Here is a 17,890-nt window from a genome sequence, read left to right on the forward strand (position 1 = left end):
GGCACCTACTGTCAGTGGGGTGCGTCAGACTGTTCCCCGGTGTCCTTCCCCTCACAGGGGTCCGGCTACACCGAGATCGACGAACAGACGACGAAGCCACGCAGGCCGAGAAGCGCCGGCAACAGCAGGAGGCGGCAACAGTGAAGATCCGGGTGGAACGCGACGTACTCGCGGAGGCAGTTGCCTGGGCGGCACGCAGCCTCCCGGCCCGTCCGCCGGCGCCTGTCCTCGCCGGCCTTCTGCTGAAGGCCGAGGAGGGCCAGCTGAGCCTCTCCAGCTTCGACTACGAGGTCTCCGCCCGGGTGGGCGTCGAGGCCGAGGTCGAGGAGGAGGGCACGGTGCTGGTCTCCGGCCGCCTGCTCGCCGACATCTGCCGCGCCCTGCCCAACCGTCCGGTGGAGATCTCCACAGACGGTGTACGGGCGACAGTGGTCTGCGGCTCCTCGCGGTTCACACTCCACACCCTGCCTGTGGAGGAGTACCCGGCGCTGCCGCAGATGCCGACCGCGACCGGCACCGTCCCCGGTGAGGTCTTCGCCTCCGCCGCGGCCCAGGTCGCCATCGCCGCCGGCCGTGACGACACGCTGCCGGTGCTGACCGGTGTGCGCATCGAGATCGAGGGCGACACCGTCACCCTCGCCTCCACCGACCGCTACCGCTTCGCGGTCCGCGAGTTCCTGTGGAAGCCGGAGAACCCCGAGACGTCCGCGGTCGCCCTGGTGCCCGCCAAGACGCTCCTGGACACCGCCAAGGCGCTCACGAGCGGCGACAGCGTCATCCTGGCGCTCTCCGGCTCGGGCGCGGGCGAGGGCCTGATCGGCTTCGAGGGCGCCGGGCGTCGTACGACGACCCGGCTGCTGGAGGGCGACCTCCCGAAGTACCGCTCGCTGTTCCCGACGGAGTTCAACTCCGTCGCCGTGATCGAGACCGCCCCCTTCGTGGAGGCCGTCAAGCGTGTGGCCCTGGTCGCCGAGCGCAACACCCCGGTGCGGCTGAGCTTCGAACAGGGCGTGCTGATCCTGGAGGCCGGCTCCAGCGACGACGCACAGGCTGTGGAAAGGGTCGACGCCCAGCTGGAGGGCGACGACGTCTCGATCGCCTTCAACCCGACCTTCCTGCTGGACGGCCTGAGCGCCATCGACTCCCCGGTGGCCCAGCTCTCCTTCACGACGTCCACCAAGCCCGCGCTGCTCAGCGGCAAGCCGGCCCTGGACGCCGAGGCGGACGAGGCCTACAAGTACCTGATCATGCCGGTGCGGCTCAGCGGCTGAGCGTCCGCTCTGGGAAAGCCCCAGGTGAGGGCGTACGTTTGAGCGCGTATGCCCACAGGTGTGCGTGAGCGTCCGGGTTTAGGCTCGGACGTGGGTACGAACAGTGCTCTCACGTCACGGCAACCTAAGGAACAACTGATGGAGCTCGGTCTCGTCGGCCTCGGCAAGATGGGCGGCAACATGCGCGAGCGGATCCGCCGCGCGGGCCACACGGTCATCGGATACGACCGCAACCCGGACCTCGCCGATGTCCACAGCCTGGGGGAGCTTGTGGATGCGCTGGAGGCTCCGCGGGTCGTGTGGGTGATGGTCCCGGCGGGGGCGCCCACCCAGTCGACCGTCGACGAGCTGGCCGAGCTCCTGGAGCCCGGTGACGTCGTGGTCGACGGCGGCAACTCCCGCTGGACGGACGACGAGAAGCACGCCGAGGAGCTCGCGGCCAAGGGCATCGGCTTCGTCGACTGCGGTGTCTCCGGCGGCGTCTGGGGCCTGGAGAACGGCTACGCGCTGATGTACGGCGGCGACGCGGCGAACGTCGCCAAGGTGCAGCCGGTCTTCGACGCCCTCAAGCCCAAGGGCGACGCGGGCGCGGTGCACGCCGGCAAGGTCGGTGCGGGCCACTTCGCGAAGATGGTCCACAACGGCATCGAGTACGCGATGATGCAGGCCTATGCCGAGGGCTGGGAGCTCCTGGAGAAGGTCGACTCCGTGACCGACGTCCGGGAGGTCTTCCGCTCCTGGCAGGAGGGCACCGTCATCCGCTCCTGGCTGCTGGACCTCGCGGTCAACGCCCTCGATGAGGACGAGCACCTGGAGAAGCTGCGCGGTTATGCACAGGACTCCGGCGAGGGCCGGTGGACCGTGGAAGCCGCCATCGACCACGCGGTGCCGCTGCCGGCGATCACCGCGTCCTTGTTCGCGCGGTTCGCGTCCCGCCAGGACGACTCGCCGCAGATGAAGATGATCGCGGCGCTGCGCAACCAGTTCGGCGGCCACGCGGTCGAGACGAAGTAATCCACAGGGCCGCCTCGCCTTCCACAGGAGGCGGTCCACAAGCTGGGGGAGGTCGGCGCCCGACCATGCACGTCACGCATCTGTCGCTGGCCGACTTCCGCTCGTACGCCCGGGTCGAGGTCCCGCTCGACCCGGGCGTCACCGCGTTCGTGGGCCCCAATGGGCAGGGCAAGACGAACCTGGTGGAGGCGATCGGCTACCTCGCGACCCTGGGCAGCCACCGCGTCGCCTCCGACGCGCCCCTGGTCCGCATGGGCGCCGACCGCGCGATCGTCCGGGCGCAGGTGCGGCAGGGCGACCGGCAGCAGTTGGTCGAGCTGGAGCTGAACCCGGGCCGGTCGAACCGTGCCCGTATCAACCGGTCCTCGCAGGTCAGGCCGCGTGACGTCCTGGGGATCGTGCGTACGGTGCTGTTCGCGCCGGAGGATCTCGCGCTGGTGAAGGGCGACCCGGGCGAGCGGCGCCGTTTCCTCGACGAGCTGATCACCGCGCGCTCCCCGCGCATGGCGGGCGTGCGCTCCGACTACGAGCGCGTCCTCAAGCAGCGCAACACCCTGCTGAAGTCGGCCGCGCTGGCCCGTCGGCACGGCGGCCGCTCGATGGATCTGTCCACCCTCGACGTGTGGGACCAGCATCTCGCGCGCGTGGGCGCCGAGTTGCTCGCCCAGCGGCTCGACCTCATCGGGGCGCTCCAGCCGCTGGCCGACAAGGCGTACGAGCAACTGGCGCCCGGCGGCGGCCCGGTCGCCCTGGAGTACAAGCCGTCCGCGCCGGGTGAGGCGCACACGCGCGAGGATCTCTACGAGCAGTTGATGGCGGCGCTCGCCGAGGCGCGCAAGCAGGAGATCGAGCGGGGCGTGACCCTCGTAGGCCCTCATCGGGACGATTTGAATCTCAAACTCGGTCAGCTGCCCGCCAAGGGGTACGCCTCGCACGGCGAGTCCTGGTCGTACGCGCTGGCGCTGCGCCTGGCCTCGTACGACCTCCTCCGGGCCGAGGGCAACGAACCCGTGCTGATCCTCGACGACGTGTTCGCCGAGCTGGACACCCGGCGCCGGGAGCGGCTGGCCGAGCTGGTGGCGCCCGGGGAGCAGGTCCTGGTGACGGCCGCGGTCGACGACGACGTACCGCATCTGCTGACGGGTACGCGGTACGCCGTGGCCGAGGGGACGGTGGAGCGCGTATGAGCGACCAGGAACCCGAGGCTCCCAAGGCGGCCGAGCCCTCCGGCGTCGACCTCGCGCGGGTGGCGCTCAGGGCCGCGCGGGAACAGGCACGCGCGCGTGGGGACGCGGCGCAGCAGAAGAAGCAGGCGCGCCGCGGGGGCCTGCGCTCCGGCGCGCGCGCCGACGGGCGCGACCCGATGGCGTTCGGCGCGGCCATCAACCGTCTGATCACCGAGCGCGGCTGGGAGACGCCGGCCGCGGTGGGCGGGGTGATGGGGCGCTGGCCGGAGATCGTCGGCGAGGACCTGGCCAAGCACTGCGTGCCGGAGAAGTACGACGAGGACGAGCGGGTGCTGGTCGTGCGCTGCGACTCCACGGCGTGGGCGACGAACCTGAGGCTGCTCGCACCGCAGTTGGTGGCCCGTCTGAACGAGGATCTCGGGCACGGCTCGGTGCAGATGATCAAGGTGAACGGCCCCGCTGGCCCCACCCGCCGCTACGGCCCGTTGCGGGCCCCGGGGAGCACGGGACCCGGCGACACCTACGGGTGACGGACATCACATCAAGGGCGTCGGAGGTGCTGTCGGAGCACGTCCGGCGCCCTTGTCGTGCGACCGAGCGCGGTTGCGAATTCCGACCTGACTCCCAAGTAGCCAAGGGTTGACGGCCGGAAGCGCTGAGTGCCTCCGTGAGCCTCTTGGAGCCCCGCTCTGTATATGGGGACCCGGAAGACGCCGGTTGAGGGCGGCACATGAGGACTCAGGTACCGGCAAACCCCCATCACTGTCGGCGCTACCGGTAGACTGGAAGCCAATCCCGCCCCAAACGTGGGGACCGTCCGGGACAAGCTGAGCACCGCTGATCAAGGCTTACCAACGCAACATGCCGCAGCCGCTCCGGCAACCCGCCGACGAGCCCGGCTCGTGCTGTGCCAGAAAGGGCGCTTCGTGGCCGATTCCGGCAACCCCAACGAGAACATCCCGTCCACCGACGCCGGCGCGAACGGCGAGGTCACCGCCTCGTACGACGCCAGCGCCATCACCGTCCTCGAGGGTCTGGACGCGGTCCGCAAGCGCCCCGGCATGTACATCGGCTCGACCGGTGAACGCGGACTGCACCACCTGGTGCAGGAGGTCGTCGACAACTCCGTCGACGAGGCGCTGGCGGGCCACGCGGACACCATCGACGTGACGATCCTCCCCGACGGCGGGGTAAGGGTCGTCGACAACGGCCGTGGCATCCCGGTGGGCATCGTGCCCTCCGAGGGCAAGCCCGCCGTCGAGGTCGTGCTGACCGTGCTGCACGCGGGCGGCAAGTTCGGCGGCGGCGGCTACGCGGTCTCCGGCGGTCTGCACGGCGTCGGCGTGTCCGTGGTGAACGCCCTGTCGACGAAGGTCGCCGTCGAGGTCAAGACCGACGGCCACCGCTGGACGCAGGACTACAAGCTCGGTGTCCCGACGGCCCCCCTGGCCAAGCACGAGGCCACCGAGGAGCACGGCACCTCGGTCACCTTCTGGGCCGACCCGGACATCTTCGAGACCACCGACTACTCCTTCGAGACGCTCTCGCGGCGCTTCCAGGAGATGGCGTTCCTCAACAAGGGTTTGAGGATCAAACTCACCGACGAGCGGGAGTCGGCCAAGGCGACGTCCGGCGCGGACGAGGCGGGCGCCGACGAGAAGGCCGAGGTCAAGTCGGTCGACTACCACTACGAGGGCGGCATCGTCGACTTCGTGAAGTACCTCAACTCCCGCAAGGGAGACGTGGTGCACCCCACCGTGATCGACCTGGAGGCCGAGGACAAGGAGCGGCTCCTGTCCCTCGAGGTCGCGATGCAGTGGAACAGCAGCTACACCGAGGGCGTGTACTCCTTCGCGAACATCATCCACACGCACGAGGGCGGTACCCACGAAGAGGGCTTCCGCGCCGCGCTGACCTCGCTGATCAACAAGTACGCGCGCGACAAGAAGCTGCTCCGCGAGAAGGACGACAACCTCACGGGCGACGACATCCGCGAGGGTCTGACCGCGATCATCTCGGTCAAGCTGAGCGAGCCGCAGTTCGAGGGCCAGACCAAGACCAAGCTGGGCAACACCGAGGTGAAGACCTTCGTCCAGAAGGTCGTCTACGAGCACCTCACCGACTGGCTGGACCGCAACCCCAACGAGGCCGCGGACATCATCCGCAAGTCCATCCAGGCGGCCACCGCGCGCGTGGCGGCCCGCAAGGCCCGCGACCTGACCCGTCGCAAGGGCCTGCTGGAGACCGCCTCGCTGCCGGGCAAGCTCTCCGACTGCCAGTCGAACGACCCCACCAAGTGCGAGATCTTCATCGTCGAGGGTGACTCCGCCGGCGGCTCGGCCAAGTCCGGCCGGAACCCCGAGTACCAGGCGATCCTCCCGATCCGCGGCAAGATCCTGAACGTCGAGAAGGCGCGGATCGACAAGATCCTGCAGAACCAGGAGATCCAGGCGCTGATCTCCGCCTTCGGTACCGGGGTCCACGAGGACTTCGACATCGAGAAGCTCCGCTATCACAAGATCATCCTGATGGCGGACGCCGACGTCGACGGCCAGCACATCTCCACCCTGCTGCTGACCTTCCTGTTCCGCTTCATGCGGCCGCTGGTCGAGGCCGGGCACGTCTACCTCTCCCGTCCCCCGCTGTACAAGATCAAGTGGGGCCGGGACGACGTCGAGTACGCCTACTCCGACCGCGAGCGCGACGCGCTGATCGAGATGGGCCGCCAGCGCGGCAAGCGCGTCCGCGAGGACTCCATCCAGCGCTTCAAGGGCCTCGGCGAGATGAACGCCGAGGAGCTGCGCGTGACCACCATGGACCAGGAGCACCGCGTCCTCGGCCAGGTCACGCTCGACGACGCCGCCCAGGCCGACGACCTGTTCTCCGTCCTGATGGGCGAGGACGTCGAGGCGCGCCGCCAGTTCATCCAGCGCAACGCCAAGGACGTCCGCTTCCTCGACATCTGAGTCGGTCTCAGCTGACCGCACCAGGAAGGATCTTCACCAGCAATGGCCGACGAGAACACTCCCCTCACCCCTGAAGAGGGCGGCGAAGTCGCGATGCGTGTCGAGCCCGTCGGGCTCGAGACGGAGATGCAGCGCTCGTACCTGGACTACGCGATGTCCGTCATCGTGTCCCGTGCGCTGCCGGACGTCCGGGACGGCCTCAAGCCCGTCCACCGCCGCGTGCTCTACGCGATGTACGACGGCGGCTACCGCCCCGAGCGCGGCTTCTACAAGTGCGCGCGCGTGGTCGGCGACGTCATGGGCAACTACCACCCGCACGGCGACTCCTCGATCTACGACGCCCTGGTGCGCCTCGCCCAGCCGTGGTCGATGCGCATGCCATTGGTGGACTCCAACGGCAACTTCGGCTCCCCGGGCAACGACCCGGCGGCCGCCATGCGCTACACCGAGTGCAAGATGGCGCCGCTGTCGATGGAGATGGTCCGTGACATCGACGAGGAGACCGTCGACTTCACGGACAACTACGACGGCCGCTCCCAGGAGCCGACCGTCCTGCCGGCCCGCTTCCCGAACCTGCTGATCAACGGCTCGGCCGGTATCGCGGTCGGCATGGCGACCAACATCCCGCCGCACAACCTGCGCGAGGTCGCGGCCGGCGCCCAGTGGTACCTGGAGAACCCGGAGGCCTCCCACGAGGAGCTCCTGGACGCCCTCATCGAGCGCATCAAGGGCCCCGACTTCCCGACCGGCGCCCTGGTGGTGGGCCGCAAGGGCATCGAGGAGGCGTACCGCACGGGCCGTGGCTCGATCACCATGCGCGCGGTCGTCGAGGTCGAGGAGATCCAGAACCGCCAGTGCCTGGTGGTCACGGAACTGCCGTACCAGACCAACCCCGACAACCTCGCGCAGAAGATCGCCGACCTGGTGAAGGACGGCAAGGTCGGCGGCATCGCGGACGTCCGCGACGAGACCAGCTCCCGCACCGGCCAGCGCCTGGTCATCGTGCTCAAGAGGGACGCGGTCGCCAAGGTCGTCCTGAACAACCTCTACAAGCACACCGACCTCCAGTCGAACTTCGGCGCCAACATGCTGGCGCTCGTCGACGGCGTACCGAGGACCCTCTCCCTGGACGCGTTCATCCGCCACTGGGTGACGCACCAGATCGAGGTCATCGTCCGCCGTACGCGCTTCCGGCTGCGCAAGGCCGAGGAGCGGGCGCACATCCTGCGCGGCCTCCTGAAGGCCCTGGACGCCATCGACGAGGTCATCGCGCTGATCCGCGCCAGCGACACGGTCGACATCGCGCGTACGGGCCTGATGGACCTCCTGCAGATCGACGAGATCCAGGCCAACGCCATCCTCGAGATGCAGCTGCGCCGGCTCGCCGCCCTGGAGCGCCAGAAGATCATCCAGGAGCACGACGAACTCCAGGCGAAGATCACCGAGTACAACCAGATCCTCGCCTCGCCGGGGCGCCAGCGCGCCATCGTCAGCGCCGAACTCGCCGCGATCGTCGAGAAGTACGGCGACGACCGCAAGACCATGCTGGTGCCCTACGACGGCGACATGTCCATCGAGGACCTGATCGCCGAGGAGGACATCGTCGTCACGGTCTCGCGCGGCGGTTACGTCAAGCGCACCAAGACCGTCGACTACCGCGCCCAGAAGCGCGGCGGCAAGGGCGTGCGCGGGACGAAGCTCAAGGAAGACGACATCGTCGACCACTTCTTCGTCTCGACGACCCACCATTGGCTGCTCTTCTTCACCAACAAGGGCCGTGTGTACCGCGCCAAGGCCTACGAGCTGCCAGACGCCGGACGTGACGCGCGTGGACAGCACGTCGCCAACCTGCTGGCCTTCCAGCCGGACGAGGCGATCGCCGAGATCCTCGCCATCCGCGACTACGACGCGGCTCCTTACCTGGTTCTTGCCACGAAGGCGGGCCTGGTGAAGAAGACGTCACTGAAGGATTACGACTCTCCGCGTTCCGGTGGTGTCATCGCCATCAATCTGCGTGAGCGCGAGGACGGTTCGGACGACGAACTGATCGGAGCCGAACTCGTCTCGGCGGACAGTGATCTGCTTCTGATCAGCAAAAAGGCTCAGTCGATCAGGTTCACCGCCTCGGACGACACCCTGCGTCCCATGGGCCGTGCCACCTCGGGTGTCAAGGGCATGAGCTTCCGCGAGGGAGACGAGCTGCTCTCGATGAATGTTGTTCGACCCGGTACGTTCGTGTTCACTGCTACGGACGGCGGGTACGCGAAGCGCACCCCTGTCGACGAGTACCGCGTCCAGGGTCGCGGTGGCCTCGGTATCAAGGCCGCCAAGATCGTGGAGGACCGCGGATCGCTCGTCGGAGCGCTGGTGGTCGAGGAGACCGACGAGATCCTCGCCATCACGCTGTCCGGCGGTGTGATTCGTACGCGAGTCAGCGGAGTCAGGGAGACGGGCCGTGACACCATGGGCGTCCAACTGATCAACCTGGGCAAGCGCGATGCCGTCGTCGGCATCGCTCGTAACGCCGAGGCGGGACGTGAGGCGGAGGAGGTCGACGGCGATGTCGCCGACGACGAGACCGTCGAGGGTGTCGCCACGACCATCGGCACGGACGAGGGTGAGGCACCCTCGGCCGAGTAGCACGAGGAGAGAGTCATCGTGAGCGGAGCCACGGGCGCCGGATCGGCCGGTACCTCCACCGGGTCGTCCCCCGGTCCGGAGACGGACGGCGGCGGCCGTGGCTCCGCCGCGGGTGCGACAGACACGCACACCACGCAGCTGAAGGCCATCAAGCCGCCGGCGAAGCCGGAGACGCAGGGCTCCCAGGGGGGAGCTGCGAAGGACACCCAGTCGCCGGTCCAGCCGGCCGCGGCTCCGCAGGGGGCGGCCCACCCGCAGCCCGCGGCCTCTCCGCTGCCGGGGGAACGGCAGCCGCAGCAGCCCGCCGGGCCGTACCACCCGCCGCAGGCCTACCCGACGCAGGCGCAGCCGCAGGCTCCCGCCGCGGCCGGTGCGGTTCGGCTGCCGCGGACCGGTGCGCGGACCACGCCGCGTACCCGCAAGGCGCGTCTGAGGGTGGCCAAGGCCGATCCGTGGTCGGTGATGAAGGTGAGCTTCCTGCTCTCCATCGCGCTCGGCATCTGCACGGTCGTCGCGGCCGCGGTGCTGTGGATGGTCATGGACGCGATGGGCGTCTTCTCGACGGTCGGCGGCACGATCTCGGAGGCGACCGGCTCGAACGAGTCGAACGGCTTCGACCTCCAGGCGTTCCTTTCCCTGCCCAACGTCCTGACGTTCACGGCGATCATCGCGGTCATCGACGTCATCCTGGCGACGGCCCTCGCGACGCTCGGCGCGTTCATCTACAACCTCTCCGCGGGCTTCGTCGGCGGCGTCGAGCTGACGCTGGCCGAGGACGAGTAACCGATTTTGGGACTGCGCAGGTCGTGCGCTAACCTTCAGGAGTCAGCGCGCGGGACCCACCCCGCAGAGCGCGGCGGGGCTATAGCTCAGTTGGTTAGAGCGCATCCCTGATAAGGATGAGGCCACAGGTTCAAATCCTGTTAGCCCCACCAGCGAAGAACCCTCGGTCAGAAACGGCTGGGGGTTTTTGCTTTTGTGGTGGCCATTGGGGTGGATGCCGCCGGGAAACTCCGTGAGAGGTCGGTGAGTCGTCCGCGCGCGTGGGGGACGGTCCGTTCTTTCTTTTCTGCTCACGGTGTACGTCGGCTCACATCCGGAGAGGGTCGGCTGCGTCGGCGGGGCTTCAGGCCTCGGTCGCCGGGTCGGCCGCCGCGTCCGTCTCGGGAAGACCGTGGTGCCGGCAGCTGGGGGTCTTGCCGTGGGCCTCGGCCCGGATGCGCTGCTTCATCGTGGGCGGCAGGGACCTGGCGTGGGCTCCGAGGGGCTGCGACGCCTCCGGGTGCGTCAGGGAGGCCGGCGCGCTGTTGCGGGTCTGCTCGGTCTGCGGTACGGCCGCGGCGGCGGTCGTCGTGATGAGTCCGAGCGTCGTGCACAGCGCGAGGAGGGTGGTGATGACGGCGGTCCACAGCTTCATGACCTGGTTGCGGCCCATGATTGCCTCACTTTCGGGTTGGGCGATTTGCGTACTTTCCTCATGATGTGTATGAGCCTCGCGAAATCACGGACCGACGGCTGTGGCGCGTCGATCTTCAGATGAACACCACTCGGATGGGTGCAAGATGGGCGTTAATGGGAAGAAGAGCTATCAGGGCGCCCAAAGTGACCGTCCGTGGAGGTGTGATCACCCTCTGATCGGAGCTCGGTCTTCCACTTCGACTGGGCTTTTCCGGGCGGCAATTGAGGGCCGGACGCAGGTCACCGATCGGTCTCGGTCGGTGTGTATAGTCGGGCGCCAGAGGTCCCCTACGTCAAGGAAAGACGAGGTCGCGCGGTGAAGAAGCTTCTCCTGGTCGCACTGGCCGCCATCGGCGGGCTCCTCGTGTACCGCCAGATCCAGGCGGATCGCGCCGAGCAGGATCTGTGGACGGAGGCGACTGACTCCGTGCCCACGGGTTCGTGAGTACCGACATCCGATTCTGAACAGACCCCGGCCGTGGTTGCGGTCGGGGTTTTGTGTTGCCCGGAACGGGTGGGCGGCCCTGGCGTTTCGGACAGGTGCGCGGATTGCGCGGGTGGGGTGAGGTCCTGCGGGGCAGGATGGGCCATGCCCTGATGGTCGTAGAACAGTCGTAGGGGTGGCCGGGGCGGGGCGCGGGTACGGAGGGATGGCGCGGGATGCGGCGGCGTACGGCGTGGTGGCGGGTGGCCGTCGTGGGTGCGGTCCTGAGCGCGTACGGTGCCCTGCACGGTGTCCTGCCGGGGGCGTACGCCTCGGCGGCCGGGATGCCGGGCTCCGCCGCCTTCACGGCGTCGCCGTCCTCGTCGCCTTCCTCGTCCGGGTCGGCTTCCTCCTACTCCTTCGCCGCGAACGCCCCGTCCGTCGTGGGGGCGCAGGGCACGGGGGACGCCGTAGACCTGGAGGCCGGGACGACGTACCGGAGTTCGCTGCCGGGCGACGGCAAGGTCTACTACCGGCTCGAACTCGACGCCTCGTCGACCGTGTACGTCTCCGCCACGGCCGTGCCCCCGGCCGGTACGACCGTCTCCGCCACGGACGGCGTCCGGATCTTCCTGCAGGACGCCGACAGCCGCTCCTGCTCCGTGGACAGCGTCAGCATCGGCGCCGGCCGCAGTCCGCGGCCCATTACGGCGTGGGGTGTCCGGGAGTTGCCGTCGGACCGGTCGTCGTGCCAGAAGGCCGGTACGTACTACGTCGTCGTCGAGCGGATGCGGCGGCCCGAGTCGTCCTCGGGCGACTGGGGACTGGAGTTGGCGCCCGTGCTGGAGCCGCGGCTCAAGGAGGCCGTCTCCACGAGCTCGCCCGGAGCCTGGGACTCCGCGACCCCCGAGCCGCCGGCCGGGGAGGCGACGCGGCGGCCGGGCGGTGCGGGCTTCGCCTCGGCGGCGGCGCTGGGACAGGGAGTCTGGCGGGACGACGTACGGCCTGGGCAGACCCTGTTCTACGAGGTTCCGGTCGGGTGGGGGCAGCAGCTGTACGCCACGGCTGAGGTGGGGAGTTCGGGGGGTGGGGCGTCCGATGGGGATGCCTCCGGTACTTCCGGCTCCTCCGGTACGGGTGGTGCCGGGTTCGTGGCGAGTGCCGTGAACGTGTCCCTGTACAACCCTGTCCGGGAGTTCGTCGACGATACGAACCTCAGCTACAGCGGCAGCCAGAAGTCGGGCACGCTCGCGGTACTGCCGCCGGTGGAGTACGCCAACCGGTACGCCGTTCCCGACCGGGTGAACGGGATGCGGTTCGCCGGGGCGTACTACCTCGTCGTGCATCTCGCGGAGCGGGTGGGCGAGGAGTTCGGTGACGGGGCGCTCGATCTGACGCTGCATGTGCGGGTTGCGGGGGAGGCGACGGGCGGGCCCGGGTATGCGGGGCAGGCGAAGCCGGCGGGGATTTTCGGGGCGGACGGTGCGGGGGCGGGGTTGGGGCCGGGGGGTGGGGTCGCCTCTGGAGGTGGCGGTGCCGGGGGTGCCGGGGGTGGTGGCGGGGACGCCGGGATGAGGCTGGTGGCCGCCGGGGGGATCGGCGTGGGGACGTTGGTGCTGGTGGTTCTCGGGGTGTGGACGGTTGTGGGGCGGCGGAGGGCTGCGGGGGTTTAGCGGGCCGGGTGTTTCGGGGGCCTTCGGCGGCTGCGGCTGCGGTTGTGGCTGAGTGCGGGCTGGTGTTTTCCGGCGAGGTCCGGCTCGGTGTTTCTCGTGTTTTCAGATCTGGGTCAGCGCCCAGAAACCCACCGCGTAGCAGGCCAGGGCCAGGAGCAGGAGGGGGATCGCCACCTTGGCGGGCGGGCCGGGGCGGCGGGCTCGGTGGACTCGTGGTGGTGAGAGTGGAACCTGCGGGCTCTGAGCGGTGTACGAAGCAGTAGAGGTGTCGCCGTGTTGGGGCTGGGGCCGGGGTGAGTCGGGTGTCGGGGTCTGAGGGGGGAAGTGCGGGATGTGTTGGTGGGGGGAGGGCAGGACGTGAGTGGGGTGCGAGGGGTCGTAGGGGGAGGTGTAGGCGGGCTGGGCCTGGGGGTGGGGCTGGTAGGGCTGTTGTGGTTGGTGCTGCGGAGGCGTGGGGGGCTGGGAGGTGCGGGAGTCGGTGGACTGCGACTGCGGGGGTGGCAGGTGGAAGCTGCCGGTGTCCGAGGTCGAGGGGGGTTGCGTGGGGGCGGAGGACGGGGCGGTCCCGTAGGGGAACGGCGGGGTTCCTGGAGCCGGTGGCGTGGATCCAGGGGTGAACGGCGTGGCTCCGGGAGGGGAGGGGGCGTCCCCGGCGGGCCGGTCTGCGCCGGAATCGCCGAACCAGGAAGAGGAGCCCGAGTGGGAGCCGCCGGGCCAGGAATCGGCGCCCTGTTCACCGGCGTGGGGAGCCAACCCGCTTGCTTCGCCGCCTGGTTGAGAGGAGAGGGGGTGGGCTGCGCCGGGTGCGGGGGGTTGCCGGTGGCCCTCGGTAGGTTCCGAGGGACGCCTGACGCTTTCTTCGGGTCCGGACGGCCAGCTGTGGCTTTCCTCGGGCTGAGCGTGCCAGTCAGGGCTTACTTCGGGCTGAGCTTGCCAGTCGTGGTCTTCCTTGGGCTCGGCCCGCCAGTCGTGGCTCTCCTCGGGGCCCGTCGGCCAGCCGTGGGCGTTCCTGGAGCTGCTTGGTCGGCCAGGGTTCTCCGCGGCACCAGGAGGTACTCCGTGCTTCCCGGAAGCCCCGGGTGTCGGTCCACCGGGTTCGCTGGGCCAGGCGAGCCCACCTTGCCCACCCGCACTGCCGGGCTTGTCTGCTCCGCCTGCCAGGTCAGCTCCGGTTGGCCAGTTGGGTGTAGCTGCCTGGTCGGCACGAGCGGCGTTGTCTGCTCCAGGTGCTCCCGCTGGTCTGTCGGCCTCGCCTGTGTCGCGTGGCTGGCCGGTTCCCGGCGATCCAGGTGCCCAGTCAGTTCCGACGGCCCCGCTCGACCAGTTCGGGCCCGGTACTCCGGTCGCCCAGTCGGTCCCCGGCGTTCCGGGCGCTCCTGGTGTTCCCGGTACTCCAGCAGCCCTGACGCTCCCGCCGAGTGTGCCGCCGCTGCCGCTGGCGCCGACGGGCCCGCTCGGCGGTTCCTCGCCTCTCCCCCGGTGGGGCTGGTGGGTGGTGGTCGGGTCTACTCCTGGGGCCCGTTTGAGGGGGCCCTCGGGGGCGAAGCCCGGGGGGAGGGGGCCGAGTTGGTCGAAGATCTCGATCTGGTCGTCGTCGGGGGCGGGGTCGGGGAGGAGTTCGCGGGCGGCGGCGAGGGCCTTGCGGGCGCCCGTGGCGGTGCGGAAGCGGGCCTGGGGGTCCGGCTGGAGGAGGGAGGACACGACCTGCCACAGCGGGTCCGGGACGCTCTTGGGCGCGCCCGGGGTGCCGTGGGCGGCGAAGTACTGGATGAGTGCCTTGGCGTCGGGCTTGGCGCCCTCCAGGAGGTACAGGGCGACGAGGCCGACGGCGAACAGGTCGGCGGGGAAGTCGGGTTCCGCGCCCATCATCTGCTCGGGGGCGAGATAGCCGGGTGTGCCGACGACGAGGTTGGTCTCGGTCAGGCGCGGTTCGCCCAGCCGCATGGCGATGCCGAAGTCGGAGAGCCGCAGCCGGGGGCGGCCGGTGCCGGTGGCTTCGAGAAGGATGTTGGCGGGCTTGATGTCACGGTGGACGACGCCTTCGGCGTGCACCGCGGCCAGTCCGGCGAGGAGTTGGTCGAGGAGGGTGCAGACGAACGCGGGTGGCAGGGGGCCGTAGTCGCCGACGAGGTGGACCAGCGAGCCGCCGGAGACCAGGTCCATGGTGAAGAGGACCTTGTCGTCGTCGGCGGCCCAGCTGGCGGGCGCGAGGACATGGGGGTGGTCGATCCGCAGGGCCTGTTCGCGGACGAAGCGCAGCAGGGAGTGCGCGTCGCGTTGCTGGAGGACCTTGGCGGCCACATAGCGGCGACGTCGGTGGTCCCAGGCGCGCCAGACCGCGCCGACGCCTCCGCGTCCGATCGGGTCGGCCAGTTCGTACCGGCCGGCGAACACCTCACCCATGGCTGTGCGTCGCTCCTCCCCCTGCGCCTACCCCCCTTGCTTCCCCCCGGACGAGCGATACGACCCCTCGTGGCCTCCTGGATGAGAGATACGGCCCCGTGCCCTGCGCGGCGGGTGACGCGCCCCCGCGTATCACCCCTGGTGGGATCCGGTGAGCGGCACGACCCCCTCGTGCTGCCCGTGTCGCTCGCCGGTCCCGCTCGTCGGCCCGGTCGCCGAACCCCCTTCGGCGACCGGGGGACGGTTCAGTTCTGGTGGGACTGGTAGTGGGTGACGGCGTCGGAGGTGCGGCCGGCGCCGTAGACCCGGAGGAACTCTGCCAGTTCCGGGTGGGTCGGGGCGAGGGTGTCCGCGGCGTCGATGATGTCGCCGGCGGCGGCCACCGAGCGCAGCAGCGACTGGATCTCGCGGACGACCCGCTTGACCGTCGGCGCTCCCGAACTGCTCGTCGTCTGCGTGGTGTTGCTGAGCACCGAGCCCCCCTGCGACTTCTTGATCTCGTCCATCCGCTCGGTCGCCTCGGCCGCGCTGACGCTGCCGTCCGCGACCTGCCCCGCCAGGTCCTGCAGCAGCTGCACCCGTTGGACCACGGCGGGATTGCCGATCTTCGCCCGCTGGCCGCTCATCAGCTGTGACAGCATCGGAGCGGACAGTCCCAGTACCCCCGCGAGACGAGCCTGGTTGAGGCCGAGGTCGTCTATGAGCTTACGGAAGAGCGCCCCCAGTGGCTCTCCGTACCAGTTCCGCTGAAGCTCCCGCGCTCTTGCGGTCGCTTCCTGCTGTGCGGCGTCCATTGCGTCTCCCCATCGCTTCCCCAAGAATCGTGGTTCGCGACAGCGAACCACGCGGAGCATCTTACGGAGAGTGGTCGTTCACGGGGACCCCCAATCTTTTTGCGAGATACCCGGGATGACCCGGTACTCTGGTCTGCGTCGCGGGGCCTTAGCTCAGTTGGTAGAGCGCTGTCTTTGCATGGCAGATGTCAGGGGTTCGACTCCCCTAGGCTCCACTTCTCACCACCCCTTCGACCTGTGGAAACGCAGGTCGGAGGGGTTTTTGGCGTGGTCGTGCCGAGGGTTCGGCGGGTGGGACCTTATGGGCGATCTTGTGGGAATGTCTGATTGGCGCGTCACATGTGGAGTAACTGTGAAGAAAGTTGATTATTTGCCATAGTTCCTGGCGCCGTCGGCGTCGAGAGGACGGACGATGACCGTGCAGCAGCCCTCGCCCGCTCCCCGCAGAGCCGTCGCCGTGGCGGCCCTGGTCCTGCTGGCGACGACGCCCTTCGTGGCGGTGGACGCCGCGAGCGCGCTGGCGGCGCCCGTCGGGCGGGTGGCCGCGTTCGAGTCGGAGGGTGGGGCCGCGCGGCCGCGGGCCGGGGCGGGCACCACGATCCTGTTGATGGGCACCGACGGCCGGAAGACCATCACGCGGGCGGAGAAGCGCCGGTTCCATGCGGGCGGGGCGGCCTGCAACTGCGCGGACACGTTGATGCTGGTGCACGTCTCCGCGAGGCGGGACCGGGTGAGCGTGGTGAGCCTGCCGCGTGACTCCCTCGCCCGGATCCCCCGGCACCGTGACCGGGTGGGCGATTGGGTGCCGGAGCACCGGGCGAAGATCAACGCGGCGTACGCGGAGGGTGGGGCGAAGCTGTCGGTGCGGACCGTGGAGGCGCTGACGGGGGTGCGCGTGGACCGATATCTCCAGGTGGACTTCCGGCGGTTCATGGATTCCGTGGACGCTGTGGGCGGGGTCGATGTGTGTACGGCCCGGCCGTTGCGGGACGCGGCGACGAAGTTGCGGCTTGCTCCCGGGCGTCATCATCTGGGTGGGGGGCAGGCTCTGCAGTACGTACGGTCCCGTAAGACCGACCGGTCCGCGGATCTCGGGCGGATCCAGCGGCAGCACCGGTTTCTGGTCGCCGTTCTGAACAAGGTGCGTGCCGAGCAGGGGTTGCGGGATGTGCCGGAGCTGGTTCGGGTGGGTCGTACGCTGCTGGGCTCGGTCAAGGTCGACCAGGGCTTCAGTGCGGAGGAGTTGGCCTCGCTCGCCCGGGTGCTGACCGAACTGCCGCCGTCGGCCACGGAGTTCACCACGGTGCCGGTCAACGGCTTCAACGCGAACATCCGGGGCGTCGGTTCCACGCTGCGCTGGGACCGGGGCGCGGCGGCCAAAGTCTTCGCCAAGCTCCGTGACGACCGGCCCCTGACGCCCCGTAACTCCAGAAACCGCCCGACGGACCCACCGCGCTTCGCGGCGACGGTGGCGGTGCGGGGGTGGACGTTGGGGTGCGGGTGATGGGGCGGGGGTGTCGGTGGGTGGGGTGGGGGCCGGGGTTTGTCGAAGGGGGCCTGGAGGCGGGGGTGCGGGGGCCTGGTGGAAGGCGGCGGGCAGGAGCATGGCGCATGCCGGGCGCCGGAGCTGGGGTCTCCTCGGGGTGCCGGGGTGCCGGGGTGCCGGGGCCTGGCTGAAGGCGGCGGGCGGGAACTGGCGCATGGCGGGCGCTGGAGCTGAGGTCCTCTGTGGGTGCGGGGTGCGGGGTGCGGGGTGCGAGGGTGTCGTGGGGCTGGGAAGTTCGGCGGAGGGGCGAGGGGCAGAAGACCGGAGGGGCGAGGGGCAGAAGACCGGAGGGGCGAGGGGCAGAAGACCGGAGGGGCGAGGGGCAGAAGACCGGAGAGGCGAGGGGCAGAAGACCGGAGAGGCGTGAGGCGGAGAGCGGGGGGTGACGGGGCTTAAGGAGGAAGGGCGAGGCGCGGGGAGCCTGCTCATGGCGGCCCTGCACCGCTGCGGGCGCCGCGCGGAGGCTCTACGGGTGTACCGGGACGGCCACCGGGTGCTCCGCACCGAACTGGGA

The 17,890-nt window shown here is 69.7% G+C and carries 14 protein-coding genes and 2 tRNA genes; 13 read left to right on the forward strand and 3 right to left on the reverse strand.

Translation table 11 applies throughout. From position 1 onward, the window contains the following. Positions 1–140: 140 nt before the first annotated feature. The 8 genes from dnaN (at position 141) to ABZ896_RS08760 (ending at position 10,013) form a co-directional block, all read left to right on the forward strand. A complete protein-coding gene (dnaN, locus tag ABZ896_RS08725) occupies positions 141–1,271 on the forward strand; it encodes a DNA polymerase III subunit beta (protein WP_360924080.1) in 1,131 nt (376 codons plus the stop codon). A gap of 138 nt (positions 1,272–1,409) precedes the next feature. Beyond that, positions 1,410–2,285 carry a phosphogluconate dehydrogenase (NAD(+)-dependent, decarboxylating) gene (gene gnd / locus ABZ896_RS08730; protein ID WP_360924083.1) on the forward strand — a complete coding sequence of 292 codons (876 nt, stop codon included), beginning with the start codon at positions 1,410–1,412 and terminating at the stop codon, positions 2,283–2,285. A 65-nt stretch (positions 2,286–2,350) separates the two neighbouring features. Continuing rightward, positions 2,351–3,472 (forward strand): DNA replication/repair protein RecF, encoded by a 1,122-nt coding sequence (gene recF / locus ABZ896_RS08735; RefSeq protein ID WP_360924086.1) that lies wholly within the window; start codon positions 2,351–2,353, stop codon positions 3,470–3,472. Further along, positions 3,469–4,002, forward strand: coding sequence for a DciA family protein (locus ABZ896_RS08740; protein ID WP_360924089.1), 534 nt, complete (start codon positions 3,469–3,471; stop codon positions 4,000–4,002). Before recF ends, ABZ896_RS08740 begins: the two co-directional genes overlap by 4 nt. Positions 4,003–4,398: 396 nt before the next feature. Next, positions 4,399–6,438: a DNA topoisomerase (ATP-hydrolyzing) subunit B gene (gyrB, locus tag ABZ896_RS08745; RefSeq protein ID WP_360924092.1), complete on the forward strand. Its 2,040-nt coding sequence runs from the start codon at positions 4,399–4,401 to the stop codon at positions 6,436–6,438. Positions 6,439–6,480: 42 nt separating this feature from the next. Continuing rightward, positions 6,481–9,078 carry a DNA gyrase subunit A gene (gyrA, locus tag ABZ896_RS08750; RefSeq protein ID WP_360924095.1) on the forward strand — a complete coding sequence of 866 codons (2,598 nt, stop codon included), beginning with the start codon at positions 6,481–6,483 and terminating at the stop codon, positions 9,076–9,078. 18 nt (positions 9,079–9,096) lie between these two features. Beyond that, entirely contained in the window at positions 9,097–9,861 is a 765-nt protein-coding gene (locus ABZ896_RS08755; protein WP_360924098.1) for a DUF3566 domain-containing protein, read from the forward strand. 75 nt (positions 9,862–9,936) lie between these two features. Then, positions 9,937–10,013 (forward strand) — tRNA-Ile (locus ABZ896_RS08760). 191 nt (positions 10,014–10,204) lie between these two features. On the opposite strand, the gene ABZ896_RS08765 is transcribed toward ABZ896_RS08760, so the two are convergent. Further along, on the reverse strand, positions 10,205–10,513 hold the full coding sequence (locus ABZ896_RS08765; protein WP_360924101.1) for a DUF6344 domain-containing protein: 309 nt from the start codon (positions 10,511–10,513) through the stop codon (positions 10,205–10,207). A gap of 339 nt (positions 10,514–10,852) precedes the next feature. On the opposite strand from ABZ896_RS08765, the gene ABZ896_RS08770 reads away from it, so the two are divergent. Beyond that, complete coding sequence (locus ABZ896_RS08770; RefSeq protein WP_003999697.1) at positions 10,853–10,981, forward strand: DLW-39 family protein; 129 nt, start codon at positions 10,853–10,855, stop codon at positions 10,979–10,981. A gap of 215 nt (positions 10,982–11,196) precedes the next feature. Then, the gene (locus ABZ896_RS08775; protein ID WP_360924104.1) at positions 11,197–12,633 is read left to right on the forward strand and encodes a hypothetical protein; all 1,437 of its coding nucleotides are present in this window, start codon (positions 11,197–11,199) and stop codon (positions 12,631–12,633) included. A gap of 102 nt (positions 12,634–12,735) precedes the next feature. On the opposite strand, the gene ABZ896_RS08780 is transcribed toward ABZ896_RS08775, so the two are convergent. Next, positions 12,736–15,036 (reverse strand): protein kinase, encoded by a 2,301-nt coding sequence (locus ABZ896_RS08780; protein ID WP_360924107.1) that lies wholly within the window; start codon positions 15,034–15,036, stop codon positions 12,736–12,738. Positions 15,037–15,281: 245 nt separating this feature from the next. Beyond that, the gene (locus tag ABZ896_RS08785; protein WP_030215388.1) at positions 15,282–15,830 is read right to left on the reverse strand and encodes a DNA-binding protein; all 549 of its coding nucleotides are present in this window, start codon (positions 15,828–15,830) and stop codon (positions 15,282–15,284) included. 142 nt (positions 15,831–15,972) lie between these two features. On the opposite strand from ABZ896_RS08785, the gene ABZ896_RS08790 reads away from it, so the two are divergent. From ABZ896_RS08790 to ABZ896_RS08800, 3 genes are all read left to right on the forward strand, one after another. Next, a tRNA-Ala gene (locus ABZ896_RS08790) sits at positions 15,973–16,045 on the forward strand. 197 nt (positions 16,046–16,242) lie between these two features. After that, positions 16,243–17,334: an LCP family protein gene (locus tag ABZ896_RS08795; protein ID WP_360924110.1), complete on the forward strand. Its 1,092-nt coding sequence runs from the start codon at positions 16,243–16,245 to the stop codon at positions 17,332–17,334. Between the two features lie 469 nt (positions 17,335–17,803). After that, a partial coding sequence (locus ABZ896_RS08800; RefSeq protein WP_360924122.1) for a BTAD domain-containing putative transcriptional regulator occupies positions 17,804–17,890 on the forward strand: 87 nt, incomplete at its 3' end.

It is taken from the genome of Streptomyces sp. NPDC047072 (assembly GCF_040643855.1).
In the GTDB taxonomy this organism is placed as follows: domain Bacteria; phylum Actinomycetota; class Actinomycetes; order Streptomycetales; family Streptomycetaceae; genus Streptomyces.

Excerpts from the sequence above, each read along its gene's own strand:
- gnd (WP_360924083.1), top strand. The coding sequence starts at position 1,410 with ATGGAGCTCGGTCTCGTCGGCCTCGGCAAGATGGGCGGCAACATGCGC.
- recF (WP_360924086.1), top strand. The coding sequence starts at position 2,351 with ATGCACGTCACGCATCTGTCGCTGGCCGACTTCCGCTCGTACGCCCGG.
- ABZ896_RS08740 (WP_360924089.1), top strand. The coding sequence starts at position 3,469 with ATGAGCGACCAGGAACCCGAGGCTCCCAAGGCGGCCGAGCCCTCCGGC.
- gyrA (WP_360924095.1), top strand. The coding sequence starts at position 6,481 with ATGGCCGACGAGAACACTCCCCTCACCCCTGAAGAGGGCGGCGAAGTC.
- ABZ896_RS08765 (WP_360924101.1), bottom strand. The coding sequence starts at position 10,513 with ATGGGCCGCAACCAGGTCATGAAGCTGTGGACCGCCGTCATCACCACC.
- ABZ896_RS08775 (WP_360924104.1), top strand. The coding sequence starts at position 11,197 with ATGCGGCGGCGTACGGCGTGGTGGCGGGTGGCCGTCGTGGGTGCGGTC.
- ABZ896_RS08780 (WP_360924107.1), bottom strand. The coding sequence starts at position 15,036 with ATGGGTGAGGTGTTCGCCGGCCGGTACGAACTGGCCGACCCGATCGGA.
- ABZ896_RS08785 (WP_030215388.1), bottom strand. The coding sequence starts at position 15,830 with ATGGACGCCGCACAGCAGGAAGCGACCGCAAGAGCGCGGGAGCTTCAG.
- ABZ896_RS08795 (WP_360924110.1), top strand. The coding sequence starts at position 16,243 with ATGACCGTGCAGCAGCCCTCGCCCGCTCCCCGCAGAGCCGTCGCCGTG.